This is a genomic window from Streptosporangium sp. NPDC049644 (assembly GCF_040675205.1).
In the GTDB taxonomy this organism is placed as follows: Bacteria; Actinomycetota; Actinomycetes; order Streptosporangiales; family Streptosporangiaceae; genus Streptosporangium; species Streptosporangium fukuiense.
The window spans coordinates 114,669-132,627 of sequence record NZ_JBFAOJ010000001.1; the positions used below are offsets into that span (position 1 = coordinate 114,669).

Genomic DNA, 17,959 nt, shown 5'->3' on the forward strand with positions numbered 1-17,959 from the left:
GTGCTGTAATGGCATTGTGCATCTCAACCCTTACGGAGCGGACGCGGTCCTTCTGATGGCGGACCTGACCAACTTCCCGCCCGCGTCCCTCGACGACCTGGTGAAACGGTGCGCGGATGCCGGCCTCGTCATCGACCGCCCCCCGGGGGAGGCGGACCTGGCCGCCGCGCTCGACCTGGCCGAGCAGTGGTGCGAGATCGTCGACACCCGCGACGAGCGCGCACGGGTCGCGCTGCTCAACGACCTGCTGGCCACCTCGGCGGCGTATCCCCGCGTCACCGACCACGCCGGAACCGGCTGGCACCTGCACTATCGCGACGCGGGCCTGTCGCTCGGCGGCGTGCTGCGCGCGCTGGTCGCGGTGGGCACCGCCCTGCATCTGACGGGGCGCGGCATGTCGCGGCTGGCGCGCTGCGCGCGCGACGGCTGCGGGCTGGTTTACGCGGACGTCTCGCGGAGCGGCCGGCAACGCTACTGCTCGCCGCGCTGCGCCAACCGGGACGCGGTGCGGCGGCACCGGGCCCGGCACGCTCCTCCTTCTCCGGTGAATCGACAGTGAACCCCTGCGGGCGGCCACCGACTACCGCGGCATCGGTGACACCAACGTCAGGTCAGGTGCCCCGTCGACTGGGCGTGTCCGGCCCCGATTCGGCGAGCGGGAGGCGTGTGAGGAGCGGTCAGGCCGAGGGGGGGTGTCGTCGGGGGTGTACGGACACTTCAAGGACGACGGCGTGGACACCGTCGGCGTCGAGGAGGTGTTCTTCCACGGTAGGGCCGGTGATGGCCAGGTGGTGGCGGTGCAACCAGCCGAACAGGTCCTGCCCGGCGTGGACCACGTCTGTGGAAGGCGGAACGACGGCTCGCACGACGGCGCGAGCGGGCAGGGTGAGTCGCTCGCCGTCGCGATCGGTGGTCACCGCCGCCGTGAACCCGCCGGTCGGCTGCCCGCGCAGCCAGGTCAGCAGGGTCGCCGGCGGTGCCGGGCACACGGCGGCGAGCTCGGATGGATGATCGAGACGCAGTCGGCGTACGCGTAGGCGGCGCGATCTCATCGCGGTCTGCTGAGGCAGGATCGACATCGGCGTGGTGAGGTGGTCCTCGGCATGAGCCGCAGTGGCGGCCAAAGCGGCGATGTCACGCTTGATGCCCGCCACGATCTCGGTCAGGGCCTGTCGCAGCTGTGCCTCGGGAGCGTCCAGCAGATCGGCGATCTGGCGCAGCGGCAGGCCGAGGCGTTGCAGGCCGCGGATGCGTTCCAGCCGTGACAGCTCGGCCACGCCGTACCGGCGATAGCCGGTGGAGCCGTCTACCGCGGCAGGAGGCAGCAGTCCGATCCTGTCGTAATGGCGCAGGGTCCGTTCGGATACGCCAACCATGTGTGCCAGTTGCCCGATCCGCCACACCCTGGCTCCTCTCTACGGCATGTTGACTTTGTCCCTGCGGCAAGGTCCTACCGTCACCGTCCATGACCGATTCGAACCCTCGGACCCGGCTTGTTGGTGTCCTGCTGTTGACCTCGTTAGTGGCCATGATCGCCGGTGCGGCCATCGTGGTGCCATCGGGGTTGACCCTGAATTCAGCCGAGCCCGATGCTGTGCTGGCCGCGGTGGGTGAGCGGTTCGGGCTGCATCTGACCGAGCTGGCCTTCGACGTGCTGGGCTGGCTGGCACTGACCGCGGCCGGGCTCGTGATGTCCGCTCGCTCCGCCCAGGCGCCCGGACCGCACCTGGTGACGCTGGCCGGCGGACTGCTGGCCGCCGCCGGGCTGGCAGGCCTGCTTCATGACGCCGGGAACCTGGCGCTGACCCAGCTGGCCGCTGACCCCGCCGCCCCGGCGGTCGCCACCGTGGCCTGGGCGGTGCTGCTCACCGCCAAGTGGGCGGTCAACCTGGCCGGGCTGCTGTGGGTCGCCGCCACCGCCGCCGCAGCGGTCGGCGTCCCGATGCCGACCGGGCTCCGCATCGCCGGTGCGGTCGCCGCGATCTCGGGTTTGGCCGCGGTCGCGCTTCCGTGGACGACCGGGACCGATGGGCCGACGGTGGCGCTGGAACAGCTCGGGTACGCCCTCCACCTGCCGATCATGATCTGGTACGGGGCACTGGGCTGGCGGTACCTGCGCGACCGGTGACCGGCGCCCGTGAACCTGTACGTCCTTCTGCCTGGGCGGCTCTGAGCGAGGGGTCGCGTCCACGGAGGTGGTGTACGAGTTTCCCCAGGTATCGGGTGTGGTGTCGTGAAACGAGGACGGCCGTCGCGTGCTCCTTCGAGTGCGAAGTACAAGATCGAAGGAGAGGAAGGCGATGGCCGCGAACAACACTGTGGGCCCCGAGTTGCGGCAAGCGATACACGAGGAAACCGACGTCTCAGCGGCGCCGGCTCCTCGTTTCGCTCAAGTGGCCGGGGCCGATGCGGCCAGCGCCTCCGCCCGGACCACGTCCGCGGCTGAGCGGCGCAGGAGCCGCACCCCCACAAGCACCAGCGGCGCGTAGCAGGCCAAGGCCACCACAGCGCCCACGACCGCGGGCAGCATCGCGGCCGCCACGAACGGCAGCAGGATCACCGGCACTGTCCACCAACCGACCACTCCCGCTCGGGCGAGCCCGGCCAAAAGCAGCGGGAGCATGGCGACGCCGCACAGGATTCCGGTGAGTCGCCACACGGCGAGGGTCGGGTCGGCCGTGACGGTGTCGAACACCTTCACCGCGTCGGCGAGCGGCACCGTGTTCGGCATGACGGTGGTGAACCAGTCGGACAACAGCATGCCGGACATCTGGATGGCGCCGAACATGGACAGTGCCACGCCGGTCGCCGTCAGATTCCGGCCCCGCCGGCCGCGGAGCAGCGTCAGGGTCGCCGGTACGCCGAGCGCGATGAGCACCCAGGCGTAGTGGAGCAGGTTCGCCGACAGTAGCGACAGCCCGTGGTCGGCGGCCAACGAGGCCAGATACCCTGCGGATGAGTCGTCCGCCTGCGGCGGCGAGGTGAGCATGCCGCCGAACATCAGGACGGGGGCGAGTACGAGCGCGACGCCGGCGAGGCGGCGCAGCGGAGCGGAGGCGGCGGACGTGGCGTCCATGGTTTGTCCTTTCGGATGTCTCTTGAGCTGCCGTAACGCTATGAGCGCGCGCCAGCCGGCCGGATCGGCCTAGCGGGCCGTCCAAGATGCGATTCCGGGTCACCCCATCGGCCGCCGGGTCCTCTCCGGAGACGACCCGCGACCCTCTGCCGTCCTTCTCAGGTCTGATCCGCGGGTCGGTCCCTTTCGTTACCGTCGGTGTGCCGACGACGAGAGGAGTGGGCGTGGGCACACCGTGGAGTCGCCGGAGATGGCTGCTCGCGGGCGCTGCGGCGGGTGTGTTGTTCGCCGTCCTCGCGTTGGTCGAGGTGTACGGCGACCCGCGCGGCGCCGATGACCGGCTCGCCGTCGTCGGGCTCGGCCTGGCGCTGGCGCTCTGCTTTCCGCTCGCGGCGCGTTATCCGATCACCGCGATGTCCGTGGCGATGCTGTCGTTCCCGTACGCGGTGCTGACCGGCGCGGAAGGAGTGGGCGGGGCCCAGCTCATCGCCGAACTGGTGCTCGTGGTTCATGCGGCTTACCGGGCCGAACCTCGTCGTTCCCTCGCCGCATCGGTGTGCGCCGCCGTGGTTCCGGCGGTCGCGCTCGTCTGGGGTGGTGAGGGGGTTTGGGAGTTCGTCTTCTTCGGCGCGCTGGTGGGGGCCGCCTGGGGTCTCGGTACGTTGCTGCGGCGGGAGCAGTCGCGCTCTCGCCAGCTGGCCGCGCTCGCCGCGGAGCTGGCCACCGAGCGGGAGGCACGGGCGCGGGCGGCGGTGGCCGAGGAGCGTGCCCGCATCTCCCGCGAGCTGCACGACGCGGTGGCGCACACGGTCAGCGTGATGACCATGCAGGCCGGGGTGGTACGGCGCCGGTTGGCCGACCGGCCGGTCGAGCATGAGGCGTTGTCGCAGGTGGAGGAGCTCGGCCGGCGTTCCGTCACCGAGTTGCGCCAGGTGGTCGACCTCCTGCGTCCCGACGAGGCCGACCGGCTGGCTCCGCCTCCGTCTCTGCGGAGGATCGACGACCTGGTGAAGGAGGTGCGTTCGGCCGGGCTCCAGGCCACGTCCACGGTGTCCGGTACGCCGATCTCGTTGCCGCTGGGTGTCGACATGTCCGCGTACCGGATCGTCCAGGAGGCGTTGACGAACGTGTTGCGCCATGCGGAGGCGGCGGCCGCGACGGTGACCGTGACGTACGAGCCGGCCGGAGTCAGCGTCCGGGTGGTGGACGACGGGCGGGGCACCACCGCGCCCGGACCGGGGCCGGGCGGCGGGCACGGCCTGGTGGGGATGCGCGAACGGGTGGGCATGTTCGGTGGGGAGTTGCGGGCCGGGCCGCGTGCCGAGGGCGGCTTCGAGGTGTACGCGCGCTTCCCGCTCGCAGAGGGGACACGATGATACGGGTGCTGCTGGCCGACGATGAGGCGATCATGCGGGCCGGACTGCGCATGCTGATCTCCGACGAGCCGGACATGGACGTCGTCGGGGAGGCGGCCGACGGCAACGAGGCGGTGCGGATGGCCGCCGCGCTCGGGCCCGACGTGGTGCTCATGGACGCCCGCATGCCGGGCCTCGACGGCATCGCGGCCGCCCGCGCGATCGCCGGGGCGCATCCCGGGATCAAGGTGCTGGTGCTGACCACGTTCGACGAGGAGGCCATCGTGGACGGGGCGCTCCGCGCCGGGGTCGCGGGCTTCCTGCTCAAGGTGTCACCCCCCGAGCAGTTGCTGGAGGCGCTGCGCGAGGTGGCCGCGGGGCGCGGTCTGCTCGATCCGGCGGTGGTCCCGTCGGTGATCGGCAGGTACACGCGGGCACCGGCGCCACAGCCCCGGCACCCGGCGCTGGACCGGCTCACCGGCCGGGAGGCCGAGGTGTTCGCCCTCGTCGGCCGGGGGTTGTCGAACTCGGAGATCGCCGCCCGGCTCTACCTCGGGGAGACCACCGTGAAGACGCATCTGGGCAGGGTGCTGGACAAGCTCGGGCTGCGCGACCGCTCACAGGCCATCGCCTTCGCGTACCAGAGCGGACTCATCCGTCCCGGTGAGGACTGAAAATCGCAACCCCGCCCGTTCGCATCGCCTCGGTGTGGGGAGGCACGCGGGTCCAGGCCCTCGACGGCATGCTCGGGCACCGTCGAATGTCAGCTTGTGGACAACTCGTCGAAGTAGCCTTTCATCGGAGGGTGGTAGTCGGTGAAGTCGGGCCTGGGGGATCCTTCGCGTGCAGCCACGAGCATGTCCAGGTAGTACTCCCAGCCGGGACCGATCTCTCCGATACCCTCTTCGCTGACGAGATGGTGCACGAGCCGTAATTCCGTCGAACCATCCGTTTCCAACAGCGACAGCTCCAACCGCCAGGTCCCGGACTCATCAGTCGTCGACAGGGCCAGTCGTCGCGGTGGGTCGCATGCGTCGATCCGCATTTCGCACCACGGCGCCTGCTCTTCGAACGCCATCTGCACCTTGATTGTCCGGCCGGGGGCCGCCTCGCCCTCCCACGGCCCGAACCAGAGGGCCGTCCGGTCGGATTCGGTGATGCTGGCCCACACATCCTCGGCGGGTGCGCGGAACGTGCGACTGAGGACCAGGTCGCTTCCGGTGCCGGTGCGAAACAGTCGACCGGTAGGTGTGGGACTCATGCGGTGTTCCTCTTTCCCGGGTCTGCCGTGTCGCGCTCCCGGCGCTCACGGCGGGTTCGATAGACCTCTGTCTCGAGTGCGTCGAGGCGACGTTCCCAACCGGAGGGGCGGGTGAACAGGGCGAGCCATTCGGCGAGTTCGCTCAACCGCTCGGCGTCGAGCACGTAGAACCGCTGTCGACCGACAAGTTCGTCGTGAATCAGCCCGCTCTCTCGGAGGACACGAAGATGCCGGCTCACCGCGGGTCTGCTGATCGTGAAGCGTCCGGCGATCTCTCCTGCGGTGAGGCGTTCGTTCCGCAGCATCAGCAGGATCTCCCGCCGCACGGGATCCGCGATCGCGCCCGCCACCTCGTCCACCGGTAAAGCGTAACCTGTTGGTTACGCATTGGGCGATACCCGCCTTACCTGTCTTCCGGGAGGCGCGCGACCCTGCCCAGGGCGACGACATCGGCACGCGGTGTCGCCCGGCGATCCACTTCCACTCGTCCGGGCAGGGGAAGGCCGCTCCGACCTCGCTTGACACCACCAGAAGGTCCTCACCGGCTCGGGCTACGGCGCCGTCACCACCGAGATCGCCCCCGTCGGCGACCACTTCCACGCGAAGCGGTGTCACCGGCAGACCTCTACGGGAACCCCGGCGGCCACTGCGGGACCAACGTCAAGCTGAAGGAGGTGTTCGATCCCACGGTGTCACCGACCAGGTGACTGTGTCGCGTGTCACATCGATCGCATGTCACGGATCGGTGGGTGGCTCGTATCCCGTGGTTGTCCGCACCAAGCGAAAGGCGCAACGATGACCACACGGCGTGAGACCGGCATGGCGGCCCCGCACCGCGTCCTGATCCTGGGGGCGGGGTACGCGGGCATGGCCGCGGCGATCCAGCTCGCGGCTCGGACCAAGGGGCGCGAGGACGTGCGGGTGACCCTGGTGAATCCGCAGGAGCGGTTCACCGAGCGGTTGCGGCTGCACACCGTGGCGACCGGGCAGCGGGTCGCCGAGATGAACATCCCAAGGCTGCTGGAGGGCACGGGGGCGCGGTTCGTGCGCGGCTGGGTGACGGCGATGGATGCGAACGCGAGGATCGTGCGGATCGACGACGACCGGGTGCTGCACTACGACACGCTGGTGTACGGGCTGGGCGGCGTGGCCGACACGACGACGGTGCGGGGCGTGGGGGAGCACGCGTACACCCTCGACAGTGCCCAGGACGCCGAGGTGCTGGCCGAGCGGCTGGCTCGGCTCGGCCGCGGTACGGTCGTGGTCGGCGGCAGCGGGTTGACCGGCGTCGAGTCGGCCGCGGAGATCGCTGAGCGGCACCCCGGGCTGAACGTCGTGCTGCTGGGCCGGCAGGAGCCCGGCGCGGCCATGGGCCCCAGGCCGAAGGCGTATCTGCGGGCCACGCTCACGCGCCTGGGTGTCCAGGTGCGCAGCGGGATCGAGGTGGTGGGGGTACGGCCCGACTCGATCGAACTGGCGGGCGGGGAGAGCGTCGCCGCCGATGTCGTCCTGTGGACGAGCGGTACGCGGGTGTCGCCGCTGGCGGCCGCCGCCGGCCTGACCGTCGACGAGCGCGGCCGCATCGTCACCGACGCGGCGCTACGGTCGGTGTCGCACCCGGACGTCTACGCCGTGGGCGACGCGGCCGCGATCCGCCAGGGCTACGGCGTCATGCACGGCACCTGCCAGGGCGGCATGCCGACCGGTGTGCACGCCGCGGTGTCGATCGTCCGCGCGCTGGGCGGCAAGCGGCCCAAGCCGTTCCGCTTCGGCTACTACCACACGCCGGTGAGCCTGGGACGGCACGATGCGGTCGTCCAGTTCACCCACCCCGACGACAGCCCCCGACGGGTGTATCTGACCGGTCGCATAGCGGCACGGTACAAGGAGACGGTGACCGCTTCGCCCTGGCCGACCTACGGCCGCATGAAGAGGCTGCCGGCCTCAGGCGCGTTCTGGCCTCGTGGCGGCCGGTTCACCCGCGTCCGGGGTGTGCGGTGACCCACACGCCCCCGGATCACGACCAGCAGGTGTTCGACCGGCATCGCAACCTGCTGTTCTCGGTGGCCTATCGCGTCCTCGGCACCGTGGCCGACGCCGAGGACGCGGTTCAGGACGCCTGGATCAAATGGTCGGCCGACGACCGTTCGCGGGTGGCCGACCCCAAGGCCTATCTGGCGCGTATCGTGTCGAATCTGGCTCTGCGGCGGCTGCGCTCGGCCCGGTACCAGCGTGAGACCTATGTGGGGCCGTGGCTGCCGGAGCCCATTCTCACCAGCGGCGACACCGCCGACGACATCACGAACGCCGAGTCGGTGTCGACGGCGATGTTGGTGGTGCTGGAAACCCTGAGCCCGCTTGAGCGCGCGGTGTTCGTGCTGAAGGAGGTCTTCGACTTCAGTCATGCCGAGATCGCGCAGGCGGTGGAGCGTTCCGAGGCGGCGGTGCGCCAGGCCGCGCACCGTGCTCGCGAGCACGTACGGGCCCGGCGGCCGCGCTTCACCGCCGACCGGTCGCGGCAGCGCGACGTCACGGAGCGGTTCCTCGCCGCCGCGACCGGGGGCGACATCAACGCCCTCATGGAACTGCTGTCCCCGGACATCACGCTGTGGACCGACGGGGGAGGCAAGGTCCGTCAGGCTCTGCGTCCGGTCGTGGGCGCCCAGACGGTGGCCGCCTGGTTCGCGGCCGTCGGCAAGGTCACGTACCAGGGCGTCGAGCCCGCCGACATGAGCGCCGAACTGGTCGAGATCAATGGCGGGCCGGGCATGGTGTTCAGCGGTCAGGGACGCGTCATCGCCACTGTCACCTTCGACTTCGATGCCGACGGTCGCATCACCACCATCCACAACATTGCCAACCCGGACAAACTCCAAGCCATCGCCGAGGGGACCGTCCGCGACGTCTCGTCCGGCGGCTACCGCGGCCTCGGTCGCCTGCCCCGGTCGGCGGGGTGCGTGGCAGGTGAGAGGGCGGTGTGAGGCTCCGGTTCACGGTCCTCGCCGGCGTCCGTGATGACTTTCAGGAGGCGTAATCGCTCCTCGTGCCCGGCCTTGGGGGTGAACACGATCATCAGTGGTCCGGGCGGGGGTTGCAGTGGATAGGCGTCCCATTCGACGGCGATGTCACCGACGCGCGGATGCTGGATGGTCTTGGTGCCGTGGACGCCTTCCCGGACGTCGTGTCGTGCCCACAGCCGACGGAACTCGGGGTTGCCGATGCTCAGTTCGCCCACGAGCGCGACCGCCCGTGGATGATCGGGATCGGTGGAGACGGCGGCGCGCAGTATGCCGATGTAGTCCAGCGCCGCGGTTTCCCAGCCCGGGCATCGCGGCTGGAACTCCTCGTGGAACAGGGTGAGGAGGACGTTGCGCCGGTCCGGTGGAAGCTCGCGGGGATCGCCCAGCAGCGCCGCGGCCAGACTGTTCCACGCGAGCATGTCGAGGTGCCGGGTGGCCACGAACGCCGGCAGGTCTATCGCCTCCAGCAGCAGCCTGGCGTTCCTCGGCACCCGGTCCGCCGCACGGAGGGCCGGCGGACGTGGCCTGCGTGTCAGTTGCGCCAGTCTCATCAGATGACGTCGTTCCACCTCGTCCAGGTCGAGCGCGTCGGCGATGGAGTTCAGCATCGCGTCGGAGGGGCGCACGTTCCTGCCCTGTTCCAGGCGTTGGTAGTAGTCGGTGCTCAACCCGGCCAGAGTCGCGACCTCTTCGCGTCGCAGTCCCTCGACCTTCCGCCTGGGGCCGGGCTCCAGTCCGAGGTCCTGCGGGGTCGTTCTTTCGCGCCGAGAGCGTAGGAACATCCCGAGCTCCCGGGCTGCTGCCCGCTCGTTGCCCATGATTGAATTTTGCATTATCGCCGTCTCCCCGACGACCCCGGGCTGCCGCCATAGCGCAGAACCACAGCCTCTTGGTGGGCATGCCAAACCCAGGTTCAGAAGGTCCAGGGAGCGCTCCGTCGCCGGCCCTACCGTCGGCGGTACGAGATCAACTCGTCGTGGGCTCCGGACCCGCGCCTGACATTCGATCGATGGGAGCCGAACCGTGAGACTCAGGACGCGCATCGCCGTCGTCGCGGCCGTCGCCGCCTCCAGCGCCGGCCTGTTCGCCGCCCCCGCACAGGCGGCCACGCTGATCAGCAGCTTCCCGCCCAGCGAGTACGGCAGGCTCTTCTGCCAGGGCGTGGAAGGTTACTTCGAGGCGGGGAAAGCCGAGGCGGAAGGGCACTCCGGGGACTGGTACTACTGCGAGCAGACCCCCAGCGGGTGGTACCTCTACGAACGCTGAGTCGTCCCTGACCTTCCGGCGGACCGGCGGGTCATGGACACACGCTCGCCGGCACCGGGGTCTCCCGCCCTGTCGGGCTCACGTCTGGCGATGCCTGACCGGTACACCCGATCCACGCCGGATGAAGCGGGAGGACGGCGTGAGGACCTTGCTCACGACCGGGCCGGCGCCGTTGTCAGGTGTCCGGAGTTGATGTCCGTCATTGTTCTCCGCGGGTACGTAACGTATGTTCCGGCTGTATGCCGTCGATGGTCAGGGAGAAGTCGTGTCCGAACTTGTGGCTCCCCAGCTCGTCGTCAACAGCCGGATGATCTACTTTGGCTGGGTGCCGGCCGACCCCGAGGCCGTCGCGGCCCTGGTGCCCGATGGTCTGGAGCCCATGGCCAACCGCCAGGTCTTCATGAATCAGTACGTCGTCGACCGGCCTGAGCAGACTTCGGGCTTCGGTGCGTACTCGCTCACCTACATCGGGCCGGACCTGGAGGACGCCTACGCCCCCGACGGTGTGACCCCCGGCCGGTGGTGGACGCATTACTTCAACTCCAGCGTGGTGGTGCGCGAGTACGCGACCGCCCGAGGTGTGCCCGCCACCGCGGGCCGTACCACGATCGAGGTCAGCGGCGGGGAACTGGTCGCGACGACCGAGTCGGACGGTGTGCCGGTGATCCGCACGACCGCGCGGGTCGGTGACACCGGTACGGCGGTCAACCGTGGCCAGTTGCGCTACATCACGGAGGTCGGCGGACAGAGGCTCAGCGGGATCTATCCGTTCGTGGCGGAACCGGTCGACCCGTTCGAGATCGTGTCACTGGAGTTTCTGGAGCCGGGCCACTCCGTCTATGCTCTCCGCCCCGCCGAGCCGCTGCAGATCGTGTGGGGTTTCTACTCGCCCCGGTCGTCGTTCGCCTATCCCGGTGGGGAGTCGGCAATGGTCTGACGCCTGTCACCGGGTGGAAGGCGGATCGGTGGACGCCGCCTCGGGCGGCAGGGGGAGTGCTCCTCGCGCACGGACCTTCGGTCTCAGGTCGCCGTCCTGTCGAGAAAGCCGACGACGCGGGTGTTGAGGTCGGAGGCCCGGTGCCACGGCATCGCGTGGTGGGAGAGGTCCGGCAGCACCGCGGTCTCCGCGTTCGGCAGGAGGCGTGTGGCGGCGGACGCGATGCGGTGAGGGGGATGGGCCTTGCCGCGCCCGGCGAGGAGCACAAGGGTCGGCGTGGTGAGTGTGCGCAGTAGTCCGGGTCCGGGCTGCTTCCCGGTCACGATCTTCGTGTCCGGGAACTCCGCGGCCAGGCCGTACAGCTGCGGCCAGGCGGGGTCGGTTTCCGCGCCGTCGGTCTCCCACGCCAGGAAGGCCCGCGCCCGCGAGGCCGTCGGCCGGATGAGGGACGGCAGCGCGCGTGCCAGGTATCCCACCCGGAATCCGCCGAAGCACTGCGTCGGATCGAGGAGAACGAGCCGCCGGACCCGCTGGGGCGCGTGCAGGCCGTAGGTCAGGGCGACCCACCCGCCGTAGGAGTGCCCGCACACGGCGGCGTTTCCGACCCCGAGCCCGTCGAGCACCCCGTCCAGCCAGCCGAGCAGGTCGGGGACGCTGCGAGGAGGCCGCTCGCCCCGGACGCTCCGTCCCGGTTCGCCGATGCGGTCCACGGCGTACACCCGGTGCCGGCGTGCGAACTCGGCGACGTTGGCGAACCACATCGCCGCGGTGGTGCCACCGCCGTGCAACAGGATCAGCGGCGGGCCGTCCGCGGGCCCGCACGCGTTCACCCGCGTCGTTCCGTATGCCGACGATAGGTCGATCGGCTCGACCTGGACCGGCCAACGCTCCAGGACCGCGTCGTAGGCGGCGAGGAAGGCCGCGTTCGCGCCGTGGCCGTCATCGGACATGCCTCACCTCAACAGATAACTCGCCAAACAAGAATCTCGCTGAGCGAGATATTGCCATAATATGGCAGCGGCGACGAACAGAGGAAGGTGGCGGACGACGTGAACGAGCAGGACGCCGGGATGCGAGTGGTGCACCTGCTGCGCGCCATCACCATGGAGCTCGACCGGGTCGGGGAGAGATTCGCGGCCCGGCACGCCCTCCACCCGACCGATGTGCGTGCGCTCATCTGTCTCCTGGATGCCGTTCGCACGGGCGCGCCCGCCACCCCGGGAGTGCTGGGGGCGCATCTCGGCCTCAACTCCGCGGGTACCACGGCGGTGATCGACCGTCTGGAAAGACTCGGTCACGTGCGCCGGGAACGCGACACCCGAGACCGTCGGCGTGTGCTGTTGAAAGTGGACGAGAGCGCGGTCGCGCTCGGCTGGAGCTTTTTCGGCCCGCTCATCAACGAGGTGGTCGCCGTCATGAGCCGGTTCGACGCCGCCGACCAGGCGACCGTCGAGCGCTTTCTCAGCGGCGTGCACGAGGCTGTCACCAGCCGGGAGTAGCACCTGCGGCGTCCCTTCGGAGCACTTCGAAGTAGCCGACGGCGTCAAGCCGGGAGCCCGCCGGACGAGGTTCGCGACCGTGCGGGAACAGGCGGCGGGGCAGGACGACCTCCGGGTGGTCTCGCGGCTGTTCGGGGCACTTCGTCGAGTGGGCGCCTAGGGTGGCGTCGTGACGGAAACAGCCGCCACGGGCTACGACTGTCTGTCGTCCTGCCTGGTTCCGGAGAGCGGGCTGCGGACATTCCTGCTGGACTGTTTCGGGATCGCCGAGTCTGAGTTGTTCGTGAGCCATGACGACCGGATCGCCGAGCGGTCGCGGGACATCCCGCAGGACGTGGTGTTCTCCGTGTTCTGCACGTACCGGCAGGTCTTCGGCCACTTCGCGATGGGCTTTGACGTCGGCGTCGAGGGCCGGCCGGCCGAGCGGGTCGGCCGCCGGGAGTTCGCCGAGCGGTTCGCCGCCCACTTCGATACGTACGTGCTGTACGGCGACACCGAACCACCGGGGCTGTGGACGGTGATCCTTGCGGACGGCACCCGCCTTCGCGCCGCGATGGACGAGGAAGACGACCGGTATGTGCTCCACGCGGCCACGGCGCCGATGCCGGGCCTGCCCGAGGTCCGGGTGGACGAGGGCCTGTGGCGGTTCCGATGAGCCTTCGCCGGCCGGCGCTCGGATCCGCCGTATCGGCCCGGTCGAACAGAATCACCGGAGCGTGACCGAAGGCGGAGACCCCTTGGGCGGTCAAGGGGTCCACGGGCGGGACATCGGCCCGGCCGGGCGTCGTGCGCCTGGCGGATCCGGTGGTGCCTCAAACCGTGACGACGACCTTTCCCGGGGCGTGTCCCTCCTCCAGATATCCGATGGCCGCCGGGATCTCCTCGAACGGGTAGTGCCGGTCGATGACCGGGGTGATCTTCTCGTCCTCGATGAGCTCGGTCAGCGTCATCAGGTTCTGCTTGTTCTCCGTGCATCGGGTCGCGTCCGTGAGGGCCATCCTCTGGGACACGAACGGCGACATCGCGAGCACCGAGAACACGTGACCGAGGGGTTGCAGCCATCGGCCGGCCTGCCCACCGACGACGACGTGGGTTCCCCGGGGGGTCAACGCCCGCCGGCACGCCCATGCCGAGCGGCTTCCCGCGATGTCCAGCAGGAGGTCGTGGTGCTCTCCACTCCGGGTGAAGTCCTCCTTGGTGTAGTCGATGACCTCTTTCGCGCCGATCGACCGGACCAGGTCGACGTTACGCGTGCTGCAGACGCCGGTGACCTCCGCGCCGAACGCTCGCGCGATCTGCACGGCGAACGTGCCCACCCCTCCCGACGCCCCGTTGACGAGGACCTTCTGCCCCGGCTGGATTCGTCCGTCGTCGCGCAGGCCCAGCAGGGCGGTGTTGGCCGCCATCGGTACCGACGCCGCCTGCTCGAACGACAGGTTCTTCGGCTTCGGCGCCAGCTCGGATTCCCGGACGCACACGTACTCGGCGAAGCCACCCTGTTCGAGCACCGCGAACACCTCGTCGCCAGGGCGGAACCCCGTCACGTCCTTGCCGACCGCCTCGACCTGCCCGGCCATGTCGGCGCCCAGGATTTCGAGCTTCGGGCTGCGCGCTCCGAGGCCGCCCATCAGACGCGCGATGTACGGCTCGCCTCTCATGTTGTGCCAGTCGTACGGGTTGACGGAGGTGGCCCGCACCCGGACCAGCACCTCGTCGTCGCGGGGGACGGGCTTGTCGACGTCGGTGAGGTCCAGGACGTCAGGTGAGCCGTATGCCCGCAGAACGAACGCCTTCATCGTTTCTCCTCTCGTTGAGGAGCAATGTAGAAGTCCTGCGGGAAGGGCTCATCGGCCGAAAGTACGCCTGTTTGGGGGAAGATCGGCTGGTTCGAATCGGGCCGTTCTGGCGATGAGCCGTGTCGCCTCGGTCGTCATGATCGGGGCATGACCGACGAGCGCACGACGAGACATCTCCCGCTCCCGGGGACGCCGCGAAGCGGCCGCCCGGCAGACGGCCGGAACGGCGCGGGGACCTCCCCCGCAGCCTCCGCCACGAGGGCGGGATGGCTCCTGCCCACCGCGCTGATCCTGCTCAGCGCCGTTCCCATGGCCGCGGGCGCCGTGCGCCTCGACGAGCTGGCAGGTGGTGCGGCGATCACGCCGGAGAACGCGCGGTTCTTCGCGGCCCCCCTTCCCGTGGTGGCGCATATCGTGTGCGTCAGCCTGTACAGCGTTCTGGGGGCCTTCCAGTTCGCCCCGGGTTTTCGCCGGCGGAGGCCCGGCTGGCACCGCGCCGCCGGGCGGCTCCTGATCCCGTGCGGACTCGTCGCAGCGGCCACCGGCCTGTGGATGACCCTGTTCTATCCCCGCCCCGTCGGCGACGGCGATCTCCTCGCCGGCTTCCGGCTCGTGTTCGGCACGGCCATGATCATGGCCATTCTCCTCGGCCTCGCCGCGATCCGACGGCGGGACATCGCCCGGCACCGCGAATGGATGATCCGCGGTTACGCGATCGGGCAGGGGGCGGGCACGCAGGCGCTGACCCATCTGCCGTGGTTCCTGATCGCCGGCACCCCCGGAGAGCTTCCCCGGGCCCTACTGGTGGGCGCCGGGTGGGTGATCAACCTCGCGGTGGCCGAATGGTTCATCCGCAGGCGGCCGCTCAGTTCGCCCCGCACTTCCGCGAGCGGTTTCGCGGGCCGGTGACGGGGGACTCGGTGGAGACGGCAGGCGGGCCCCGATCCGCCACCGTCGCCGGTCACGGCGCGGGAGACCCGGATCTCGCCGATCAGTTCCTGATCCGGTTGGTCTCGTAGGCCCACATGGCGATCTCGACCCGGTTGCGGGCGCCCAGCTTGGCCAGCAGGCTGGCGATGTGGGACTTCACCGTGCTGAGGGAGATGTGCAGCTCGTCGGCGATCTCGCTGTTGGTCCGTCCGCGTGCCACGGTGGCCAGGATCTGTTCCTCCCGGGCCGTGAGCGCCTCGATGGGGCGCACCGGCGGCGTGGCGGGCACGGTGCGGGCGAAGGTTCCCAGCAGTCGTGCGGTGACGCTCGGGGCGATGAGCGCGTCGCCGTTCGCGGCGGCGTGGACGGCCTGGGAGAGCAGGTCGGCTCCGGCGTTCTTGAGCAGAAAACCCCGGGCACCGGCTCGCAGCGCGGCGTAGACGTACTCGTCGAGGTCGAAAGTGGTGATGACGACGACGGCGAGGGGGTCCTTGATGCCCGGCCCGGCGAGGGAGCGGGTGGCTTCGATGCCGTCGAGGCCGGGCATGCGGATGTCGAACAGGCACACGTCAGGGCGTAGGCGCCGCGCGAGCTGGACGGCCCGCCACCCGTCGGCGGCTTCGCCGACGACCTCGATGTCCGGCTGGGCGTCGAGGATCATGGTGAGCCCGGTGCGGACGATCTCCTGGTCGTCGGCGACGAGCACCCGGATGCTCACGTCACCGCTCCGGTTCGGGGCAGTACGGCGGTCACGGTCCAGCCCCGATCCGGGGCGGGGCCGGCTTCGCAGGTGCCGCCCAGCAGGTCGGCGCGTTCGATCATGCCGATGAGCCCGTATCCCGGTGACCCGGCCGAGCGTACGAGGCCGCCGTCGCCGTCGTCGCTCACCCGCAGGCGCACCGATGTGTCGTCGGCGGCGACGCGAACCTCGATGCGGGTGGCGTGACGGGCGTGCCGCCGAGCGTTGGTGACCGACTCCTGGGCGATGCGGTAGATCGCAGCCTCGATCGGCAGGGGAAGCTCACCGATGTCGTCGGAGATCTCCACCTCGACGGACGGGCCGGAACGGCCCGGGCTCGCGAGCTGTCCGAGGTCGGTGATGCGACGGACGGGAGCCGACTCCGCGGGCTGGTCCCGGCGCAGCAGGCGGACCATGGCGCGCATCTCGTCGAGGGCCTGTGCCGCCTCGGCCTCGATCACGTGGAGCGCCTCGGTCGCGGAGTTCGGCCGCGACGCCGAGGTGGCGATGCCCGCCTGTGCCCGGATCGCCATCGCCGAGATGTGATGGGCGACGGTGTCGTGCAGGTCGCGGGCCAGCCGTTCGCGTTCGAGCAGCTTGATCTGGTCGAGCTCGCGCATTCTCGCCCCGGCACGGTAGCGGAGCGCCCCGCCCAGGGCGATGGCCGAGAACGTGACGGCGAACGCGCCGCCCGCGTCGCCGAGGGTGAGGCGGCCGGAGAGCAGCGAGAGGGAGACCACGACTATCATGATCGCCAAACCGATCGCGGCCTCGCGTCCCGAACCCCACCGGAACAACGAGTACAGCAAGACCAGCACGTACACCATCGTGTACGCATCCAGGGGGTCGCCGTTCGTCAGCAGCGGGGCCAGGCTCGTGACGGCGAAGGCGATCACGACCATCAGCAGCGGGTTGGTCCGGCGCCACAACAGCGTGGGCGTCAGCCCGACGGTGACGGTCACCGAGACGGCCCGCCACGGAAGATCGGGCCGCAGGACTCCTTCGAGCACCGCGGCCGCCATGAGTACTCCTACGAGCGCCCAGTCCCGCCAAGCCCGCGGCGGCGGGTTGGGAGGTCGGGGCTCGTCCCATACGGAGCGAAGAAGGGCGAGCACCTGAACATGGTACGAAAGTCCACGCTGCTCGGGGCGGCCCAAAGTACAAGAGGCGCATTTCACCGTCGCGTGGCCCCGACAGGTGGGAGCGCGTGTGGCGGCGCGGCCGTACCGCGCGCCGCACAGCGGCGCTAAAGATCTTGAAAAAGATTTGAGCGGGCTGTCGAATCGGGACGGTCCCGTTCGAAGCGTAGTCAGAGGGCCGGGAGGAACACCCGAGAGCCGGCCCGTGACTCGTGAGGAGAACGGCCATGACCCAGCAGACGACGAGGGCCGCGCACCCGGTGACCTGCGACCCGCGTACCGGTGTCACCAGGTCGCTGCTGGGCTACGGGATCATCGCCGGGCCGCTGTACGTCGGGGTGTCCCTGGCCCAGGCGCTGACCCGGGAGGGGTTCGACCTCTCCCGCCACGCATGGAGCCTGCTGGCCAACGGCGACCTCGGCTGGATCCAGATCACCGACTTCGTCGTTACCGGGCTGATGGTCATCGCCTGCGCGGTCGGCCTGGGCCGGGCCCTGGCCGGTGGACGCGGCGCGACCTGGGCTCCCCGGCTCGTCGGAACGTACGGGGTGAGCCTGATCGGCGCGGGAATCTTCCGGGCGGATCCGGCGATGGGCTTCCCGGTGGGGACGCCGGAGGGGCCCGGGGAGGTGAGCCTGTCCGGGATGCTCCACTTCGCCTGCGGCGCAGTAGGTTTCCTGTGCGTGATCGTGACCTGTTTCGTCATCGGCCGCAGGTTCGCCGCCGCGGGCCGTACCGGGTGGGCGCTTTACTCCCGGCTCACCGGCGGGTTGTTCCTCGCGGCCTTCGCCGCCATCGCGACCAGTGCGGGTGCTCCGTGGGCCAACCTGGTCTTCGTCTCCGGGATCGTGATCATCTGGGCCTGGCTCTCGGCCCTGTCCCTGCACCTGTACCGGCACACCGCCCCCCGGCACGCCTGAACACACCAAACCCCCCGCACC

21 protein-coding genes are annotated in these 17,959 nt (G+C 70.1%); 12 read left to right on the plus strand and 9 right to left on the minus strand.

The features are described from left to right. Positions 1-16 precede the first annotated feature (16 nt). The gene (locus AB0J58_RS00585; RefSeq protein ID WP_364208257.1) at positions 17-559 is read left to right on the plus strand and encodes a CGNR zinc finger domain-containing protein; all 543 of its coding nucleotides are present in this window, start codon (positions 17-19) and stop codon (positions 557-559) included. 118 nt (positions 560-677) lie between these two features. Here the strand turns inward: AB0J58_RS00585 and AB0J58_RS00590 are convergent, their stop codons facing one another. Beyond that, positions 678-1,403, minus strand: coding sequence for a MerR family transcriptional regulator (locus AB0J58_RS00590; RefSeq protein ID WP_364208260.1), 726 nt, complete (start codon positions 1,401-1,403; stop codon positions 678-680). A gap of 107 nt (positions 1,404-1,510) precedes the next feature. Here AB0J58_RS00590 and AB0J58_RS00595 point away from each other — a divergent pair, with 107 nt between their 5' ends. Then, positions 1,511-2,128 (plus strand): hypothetical protein, encoded by a 618-nt coding sequence (locus AB0J58_RS00595; protein ID WP_364208263.1) that lies wholly within the window; start codon positions 1,511-1,513, stop codon positions 2,126-2,128. Positions 2,129-2,389: 261 nt separating this feature from the next. On the opposite strand, the gene AB0J58_RS00600 is transcribed toward AB0J58_RS00595, so the two are convergent. Next, positions 2,390-3,076 carry a hypothetical protein gene (locus tag AB0J58_RS00600; protein ID WP_364208266.1) on the minus strand — a complete coding sequence of 229 codons (687 nt, stop codon included), beginning with the start codon at positions 3,074-3,076 and terminating at the stop codon, positions 2,390-2,392. Positions 3,077-3,300: 224 nt separating this feature from the next. Between AB0J58_RS00600 and AB0J58_RS00605 the strand changes: the two genes are divergently transcribed. Both AB0J58_RS00605 and AB0J58_RS00610 read left to right on the plus strand, forming a co-directional pair. Beyond that, complete coding sequence (locus AB0J58_RS00605) at positions 3,301-4,452, plus strand: histidine kinase (RefSeq protein WP_364208269.1); 1,152 nt, start codon at positions 3,301-3,303, stop codon at positions 4,450-4,452. After that, on the plus strand, positions 4,449-5,105 hold the full coding sequence (locus AB0J58_RS00610) for a response regulator transcription factor (RefSeq protein ID WP_364208272.1): 657 nt from the start codon (positions 4,449-4,451) through the stop codon (positions 5,103-5,105). The genes AB0J58_RS00605 and AB0J58_RS00610 overlap by 4 nt, the downstream gene beginning before the upstream one ends. Positions 5,106-5,194: 89 nt before the next feature. Here AB0J58_RS00610 and AB0J58_RS00615 read toward each other — a convergent pair whose 3' ends face one another. Then, positions 5,195-5,692 carry an SRPBCC family protein gene (locus tag AB0J58_RS00615; RefSeq protein WP_364208275.1) on the minus strand — a complete coding sequence of 166 codons (498 nt, stop codon included), beginning with the start codon at positions 5,690-5,692 and terminating at the stop codon, positions 5,195-5,197. Continuing rightward, a complete protein-coding gene (locus AB0J58_RS00620) occupies positions 5,689-6,051 on the minus strand; it encodes a metalloregulator ArsR/SmtB family transcription factor (RefSeq protein ID WP_364208278.1) in 363 nt (120 codons plus the stop codon). Before AB0J58_RS00620 ends, AB0J58_RS00615 begins: the two co-directional genes overlap by 4 nt. A 436-nt stretch (positions 6,052-6,487) precedes the next feature. On the opposite strand from AB0J58_RS00620, the gene AB0J58_RS00625 reads away from it, so the two are divergent. Continuing rightward, positions 6,488-7,693 (plus strand): FAD-dependent oxidoreductase, encoded by a 1,206-nt coding sequence (locus AB0J58_RS00625; RefSeq protein ID WP_364208281.1) that lies wholly within the window; start codon positions 6,488-6,490, stop codon positions 7,691-7,693. Next, entirely contained in the window at positions 7,690-8,673 is a 984-nt protein-coding gene (locus AB0J58_RS00630; protein ID WP_364208284.1) for an RNA polymerase sigma-70 factor, read from the plus strand. The genes AB0J58_RS00625 and AB0J58_RS00630 overlap by 4 nt, the downstream gene beginning before the upstream one ends. Here AB0J58_RS00630 and AB0J58_RS00635 read toward each other — a convergent pair. Next, positions 8,610-9,494, minus strand: a complete 885-nt coding sequence (locus AB0J58_RS00635; protein WP_364208287.1) for a helix-turn-helix transcriptional regulator — start codon at positions 9,492-9,494, stop codon at positions 8,610-8,612. The genes AB0J58_RS00630 and AB0J58_RS00635 overlap by 64 nt on opposite strands. Before the next feature lie 241 nt (positions 9,495-9,735). Between AB0J58_RS00635 and AB0J58_RS00640 the strand changes: the two genes are divergently transcribed. Both AB0J58_RS00640 and AB0J58_RS00645 read left to right on the plus strand, forming a co-directional pair. Then, positions 9,736-9,978: a hypothetical protein gene (locus AB0J58_RS00640; protein WP_364208290.1), complete on the plus strand. Its 243-nt coding sequence runs from the start codon at positions 9,736-9,738 to the stop codon at positions 9,976-9,978. 265 nt (positions 9,979-10,243) lie between these two features. Then, complete coding sequence (locus tag AB0J58_RS00645; RefSeq protein WP_364208293.1) at positions 10,244-10,915, plus strand: hypothetical protein; 672 nt, start codon at positions 10,244-10,246, stop codon at positions 10,913-10,915. Between the two features lie 83 nt (positions 10,916-10,998). Here AB0J58_RS00645 and AB0J58_RS00650 read toward each other — a convergent pair whose 3' ends face one another. Next, the gene (locus AB0J58_RS00650; RefSeq protein ID WP_364208296.1) at positions 10,999-11,865 is read right to left on the minus strand and encodes an alpha/beta hydrolase; all 867 of its coding nucleotides are present in this window, start codon (positions 11,863-11,865) and stop codon (positions 10,999-11,001) included. A gap of 99 nt (positions 11,866-11,964) precedes the next feature. Between AB0J58_RS00650 and AB0J58_RS00655 the strand changes: the two genes are divergently transcribed. Both AB0J58_RS00655 and AB0J58_RS00660 read left to right on the plus strand, forming a co-directional pair. Continuing rightward, positions 11,965-12,414, plus strand: a complete 450-nt coding sequence (locus AB0J58_RS00655; protein WP_364208298.1) for a MarR family transcriptional regulator — start codon at positions 11,965-11,967, stop codon at positions 12,412-12,414. Positions 12,415-12,583: 169 nt separating this feature from the next. Beyond that, positions 12,584-13,069, plus strand: a complete 486-nt coding sequence (locus AB0J58_RS00660) for a hypothetical protein (RefSeq protein WP_364208301.1) — start codon at positions 12,584-12,586, stop codon at positions 13,067-13,069. 157 nt (positions 13,070-13,226) lie between these two features. Here AB0J58_RS00660 and AB0J58_RS00665 read toward each other — a convergent pair whose 3' ends face one another. After that, positions 13,227-14,210, minus strand: coding sequence for an NAD(P)-dependent alcohol dehydrogenase (locus AB0J58_RS00665; RefSeq protein WP_364208304.1), 984 nt, complete (start codon positions 14,208-14,210; stop codon positions 13,227-13,229). 147 nt (positions 14,211-14,357) lie between these two features. On the opposite strand from AB0J58_RS00665, the gene AB0J58_RS00670 reads away from it, so the two are divergent. Further along, complete coding sequence (locus AB0J58_RS00670; RefSeq protein ID WP_364208306.1) at positions 14,358-15,119, plus strand: DUF2306 domain-containing protein; 762 nt, start codon at positions 14,358-14,360, stop codon at positions 15,117-15,119. An 82-nt stretch (positions 15,120-15,201) separates the two neighbouring features. Here the strand turns inward: AB0J58_RS00670 and AB0J58_RS00675 are convergent, their stop codons facing one another. Both AB0J58_RS00675 and AB0J58_RS00680 read right to left on the minus strand, forming a co-directional pair. After that, positions 15,202-15,858, minus strand: a complete 657-nt coding sequence (locus AB0J58_RS00675) for a response regulator transcription factor (protein ID WP_343982388.1) — start codon at positions 15,856-15,858, stop codon at positions 15,202-15,204. Continuing rightward, the gene (locus tag AB0J58_RS00680; RefSeq protein ID WP_364208309.1) at positions 15,855-16,901 is read right to left on the minus strand and encodes a histidine kinase; all 1,047 of its coding nucleotides are present in this window, start codon (positions 16,899-16,901) and stop codon (positions 15,855-15,857) included. The genes AB0J58_RS00675 and AB0J58_RS00680 overlap by 4 nt, the downstream gene beginning before the upstream one ends. 344 nt (positions 16,902-17,245) lie before the next feature. Here AB0J58_RS00680 and AB0J58_RS00685 point away from each other — a divergent pair, with 344 nt between their 5' ends. Continuing rightward, positions 17,246-17,938 carry a DUF998 domain-containing protein gene (locus AB0J58_RS00685; protein WP_364208312.1) on the plus strand — a complete coding sequence of 231 codons (693 nt, stop codon included), beginning with the start codon at positions 17,246-17,248 and terminating at the stop codon, positions 17,936-17,938. Positions 17,939-17,959: the final 21 nt, after the last annotated feature.